The 5,076-nt window shown below is 45.9% G+C and carries 3 protein-coding genes; 2 read left to right on the plus strand and 1 reads right to left on the minus strand.

The genetic code is table 11. The features are described from left to right. Nucleotides 1-83: 83 nt before the first annotated feature. Entirely contained in the window at nt 84-794 is a 711-nt protein-coding gene (locus tag J0895_RS21290) for a pentapeptide repeat-containing protein (RefSeq protein ID WP_207090003.1), read from the minus strand. Between the two features lie 567 nt (nt 795-1,361). Here J0895_RS21290 and J0895_RS21295 point away from each other — a divergent pair. Further along, nucleotides 1,362-3,020 (plus strand): methyl-accepting chemotaxis protein, encoded by a 1,659-nt coding sequence (locus J0895_RS21295; protein ID WP_207090004.1) that lies wholly within the window; start codon nt 1,362-1,364, stop codon nt 3,018-3,020. 602 nt (nt 3,021-3,622) lie between these two features. Continuing rightward, on the plus strand, nt 3,623-5,044 hold the full coding sequence (locus tag J0895_RS21300; protein WP_207090005.1) for a pre-peptidase C-terminal domain-containing protein: 1,422 nt from the start codon (nt 3,623-3,625) through the stop codon (nt 5,042-5,044). Nucleotides 5,045-5,076: the final 32 nt, after the last annotated feature.

Consider the following 5,076-nt stretch of genomic DNA (forward strand, 5'->3'; position numbering starts at 1 on the left):
AAGAAACGACTGAAGTCGTTACTACGAACTTAAGAAGAAATGACTGAAGTCGTTACTACGAACTTAAGAAGAAATAAGATTGATTATTCATGAATGCGACCGTCTGGCATGATGGCTCCGGTTAATTTAGTGCCAATTAGCTTGACGAAAAGGCGGTCTTTTGTGCCCATTTTAGCGCCGCGTAGGTCAGCGCCGGTTAAATCGGCTCCACTTAAATCGGCTCCGATTAAGTTAACATTTTGTAAGTTGGCATAAGTGAGATTGGCTTGCAATAAATTGGCGCGGAATAAGTTTGCGCCTTGCAAGTTGGCTCCAGATAAATTAATTTTATGTAAAAAGCCATCACTGAGGTCAGCTTGACTGAGGTTAGCATGGCTTAAATTTCTGCCGGATAAGTCTTTTTCTCGCAGGTTTTGACCCCGCAAATCGGCTCCGGTTAGGTCAGGATTGTGCGGTTTGTGCGATCGCCATTGACCCTCAGAATGAGCGTTGGTCCGATCGCTGGAATGGTCCGGATTAGAGTAGGTGTAACCGGCGCTGGATTTGCGGGTTTGATATTCTGATGAGGGCCGATCGCTGGGGTTGGGTTTTCCCGGGTTTGAGCGCAGGCGATCGCGCGCTTCATTAATTTGTTTTAATTTATCTTGGGCTTTGGAAACCAAGCGGGCATTATCTTTGGGAATGCGATCGGGATGCCAAATAAACGCCAAATCTTTATACGCCTGGTTCACTTCTTCTAGTGACGCTCCAGGCTCTAATCCCAGTTCTCGATAGTATTGATCCAGCTCGTTCATGGGCGATCGCTCTAAGCTTTTAAATAGGAAGTGGCGTGATTGGCTCCGAACTTTGAAAAAAATACTCCCTCGGTTCGGGTTAACTATTTCCAGGGTAACACCTGAATGGAAGGTTTAGTCTGTGACTCTCTCCTCTAGCTAGTCCAGACTGCGATCGGGCATCGCTTTGTTGAGCAGCCGGGTTTCGCTCCCGGAGCAGGGGATGCTACACTAGCAAGGGTTTGAGGCTTCAGGACCCCGGCATCCTAACCCGAATCAAGTTAATCCGACCGATTATAGCGTTTCGGTGGACTCATGAGGTCCGGATATAGCGGTTCGGTGGACTCATGAGGTACAGATATTTAAAAGGAGTGCCGCACATCTTTCGCCTGGGTTCAGGCGATCGCATCTTGCTCGCTATCTCTATGTCAGAATGGTTTAGATGCGCTATAACTACAATTTATTGACGCCAAATTATCGGTTCTGATATAACAGGGCCAACGCTGCTGCGGTTTCATTAAAACTTACCCAGCAATTATTCCCGAATGATTCGGCTGCTCTCAACCCCTGATTTAGGTAAAAAAGTCCATGATTGAACAGTCCCGTCAGTTTCCACAAATTGCATTTGCTGCTGATGAGCGATCGGTCCTGTTATCCATTTCTCGGATAGCCAGCATTAGCGTTATTCTGATTGGCTGTATGGTCATCTTGGGATGGATGTTCGATATCCCCACACTCAAAAGTATCCTGCCTGGATTGGTGACGATGAAAGCCAATACTGCAATTGGTTTTATTCTGGGAGGAACTTGCATTAGTGTGTGGCATCGTGGACCCATAGACATCCAGAGCAGGCGGGTTGCGTTAATTTGTGCCATCTTGGTTGTAGGTCTAGGGTTGTTGACATTAATACAGTATGGATTTGGTGTCAATTTAGGTATTGACGAACTGTTTTTTAAAGAGTCTGTGGGTGCTGTTGCTACGGCGACTCCTGGACGGATGGCACCCAATAGCGCCTTGAATTTTCTGTTGTTGGGTTCGGCTTTACTGCTGATTTGTATTCCGAGACCGAACTATTTAGCGGCACAATTTTTGACGATTTTAGGATTTTTAATTGCGTTTTTTGGTTTCTTGGGTTACTTGTATGGCAATGCCTTTTTTTATCGATTAGATAAAGCGTTTACCGCGATGGCATTGCATACAGCGGTAGGATTTATTCTACTGTGCTTGGCGATGATGTTTGCCCGTCTTGATGCGGGAATTATGGCCCCGATCGCCAGTCCCACAGCAGGGGGATTGATGGCGAGACGGCTTTATCCCGCAGCGATTGGTATCCCTCCGTTGTTATGTTGGATCATTTTAATCGGGTGGCGGGGAGAATTATACACGGCGGAAATGGGAATTTCGCTTTTAGGGATATTAAATGTTATGGTTTTTTCCGCGTTGATTTGGTGGAATGCCTGGACTTTGGGACGGATCGATATCCAGCGATTTCAAGCACAAATCGGACTGAAGGAGGCATTTGAATCTTTAGAATACAGGGCGAGGATGCAGAAAACTCTATCTACGGAGTTGGCAACAGCATTTTCTCAAATTAGAACAACTATGAATGAATTGGAAGCCTCTGCAAGTGCGACGGCAGAGCAAGCGAAGGCGGCAGATGCTCAAGCTCATCGATCGCGATCGCTTTCATCCGGGGGAAAGGCGGCGGTGGACCGGACTCAAACTGGGATGCTTACGTTAGAGCAGAAAGTGGGAGCGATCGCTTCGGAGATTACTCGCACTCAGCAGCAGGCGGCTCAAATTGGGGAGATTTCTCGGTTGGTCAGTCATTTAGCCACTCAGACCAATATTCTGGCCTTGAATGCAGCGATCGAAGCGAGTCGTGCAGGGGAGCAGGGGAAGGGATTTGGGGTGGTTGCCAGCGAAATTCGGTCTTTAGCGGACCAAAGTAAGGTACTCGCACAAAAGATTAGTAATTTAATTAATGATATCCAGACGGCAGTCTCCTCTACGGTGATGGTAACGGAAGAGGGCATCGAAACGGTACAAACTGGGGTGGCGATCGTTCAAGAAATGGCTGAGGCATTTGACGGGGTTGCTCAAGCGATCGACAATATTTTTGTTAACAATCAAAATATTGCCCTCACAGCGCAACAGCAAGCGGCAGCGATCGCTCAGGTGGTTAATGTGATGAATGCGATCGACCTCAACCCTCATGAAACCCTCTCCAAACCCCAGGATGCTTGAGGGAGCTAGAGGACTCCCTAACCGGCATAGATCATTCTGTAACGCAACGGTTTTTCTCTGGAGTCGGGCGATTAGTTTCAGAAACTAAATCTCTATCGGTGGGAGTCATATCATAAAATCTCTCTTCCTATTCTATTGGCCCAAATTTTAATTAATTCCTGTATTTCTCTTGATTTCTTAATTTTTATTCTGATTTTCCATCATTCCTGGAATCGAAAATGATGAAACACCGAAGTTGTGTTATTTCTGAATCAGGCAATTGATTGAAACAGGCTATATCGTACTCTAATGGGGATGGATGCTAGATAAAACCCGTCGGTCTTGACTGATAAAGGGAGGCAAAGTAACCCCTGATGAGGATTGATTTTAATCGGAATCAAGTCTGTCAATATACCCTAAATCCTTGTCTAGCAAAGATTTAGGAGAAGGAATGCCGAAAAATCAAAATTTATTTTTGATTTTAGCTGGCTGACTCTGGTAAAATCACTTATAATTAAATATTGATGCCACTCTAAATAATCAGTCTAGGTCTAAGCTTAGGAAATTAAACCCATCTCAAGACAATCCACGAAATGTAAAGCCCAAATAGGGTGAGGTAAATTATGGCAATTAACTTATTGGATGCGGATTTTTATCGCGCTGTTAATCCGGATTTGCGGGGATTAAATAATCAGCAAGCTTTGGACCATTTAGTCAACTTTGGTCTAAATGAAGGACGGGTATTTTCCCCCGTAGTCGATTTAGACTTTTATCGGCGGAATAATCCCGGATTAGCATCTGCCGGGTTGACGACCCGTCGGCAATTTTACGATCATCTTTCTAACTTTGGGGTCCAAGAAAATCGCCCCTTTTCATTAGTTTTCAATCCGGCTGTTTATGCCAATGCTAATTCCGGACTGGCATCGGCAGGGGTGATCGGGAGTGAAGCCCTGTTTAATCATTACCAAAACGCGGGGATTAACGAGGGTCGTACTTCGGCGATCGCCTTTGATACCAACTTTTACCGAACCGTCAACCCTGACTTACAACAAGCGGGATTAAATAACCGACAGTTAGTCGAACACTTTCAATTTATTGGGGTGAATGAAGGACGGACTTCCTCTCCCAACTTTAATGTTCGCTTCTATTTAGCCACTAATCCAGATTTACAGCAAGCATTTGGGTTCAACTTCCGGCAGGCATTTGAACATTATTTATCCAATGGAATACAAGAAGGACGGGTTGCTACTCCCGGAGGGACACCCCTGCCACCGTTACCGCCACCGCCTGTCCCCCCTGTCCCCCCTGTCCCGGCAGGACCAGGGAACACCCCGCAAACGGCTTTAAATGCCGGGGTGCTCACGGGGGTTCAAACCTTTAATCAGTCAATTTCGAGTACCAATCCTAATGACTACTACCGCTTTAGTTTGAGTGGATCAACTGACTTAAATGTGGTGATTAATGGCATGACTCAAGATGCCAACTTAGAACTATTTTTTGATAGCAATAATGATGGACTTGTCAATACCACAGAACGGGTTGGCCTTTCCACGCAACCCGGAACCCTCCAAGATTCCATCACGGGATTTTTCACGGCAGGTAACTATTTTGTGAATGTTTCCCCGGGCGTTCCTGGGGCGGAAACACCATACAATTTGAATTTGATAGCGACCCCAATTACAGGAGATGTAGGGGGAAACAGCGCGAATACATCGACCAATCTGGGGATTTTGTCCGGGACTCGCCGAATCGATGAGTTCGTGGGGGATGCGGACCCACAAGACTATTTCCGATTTGTACTCAATGATGTGAGAAATGTTAATTTATTGCTCACGGGTCTCAATGATGATGCCGACTTAAGACTGTATCAAACGGGGAATAATAATGGGGCGATCGAGCAAGGAAACTTGATTGCTCAATCCATTCAAAGTGGGACAACACCGGAAGCGCTTAGTCGCACCTTAACGCCAGGGGATTACTTAGTTCTGGTCTCTCCTGGGTTCCAGGGGGTGAATACAAATTATAGTCTAACGCTGTCTACATAGGACGCCACGGTTCCCCTATTTCATCCTAAATA

The organism is Phormidium pseudopriestleyi FRX01 (assembly GCF_017313335.1).
GTDB classification, from domain to species: Bacteria; Cyanobacteriota; Cyanobacteriia; order Cyanobacteriales; family Laspinemataceae; genus Laspinema; species Laspinema pseudopriestleyi.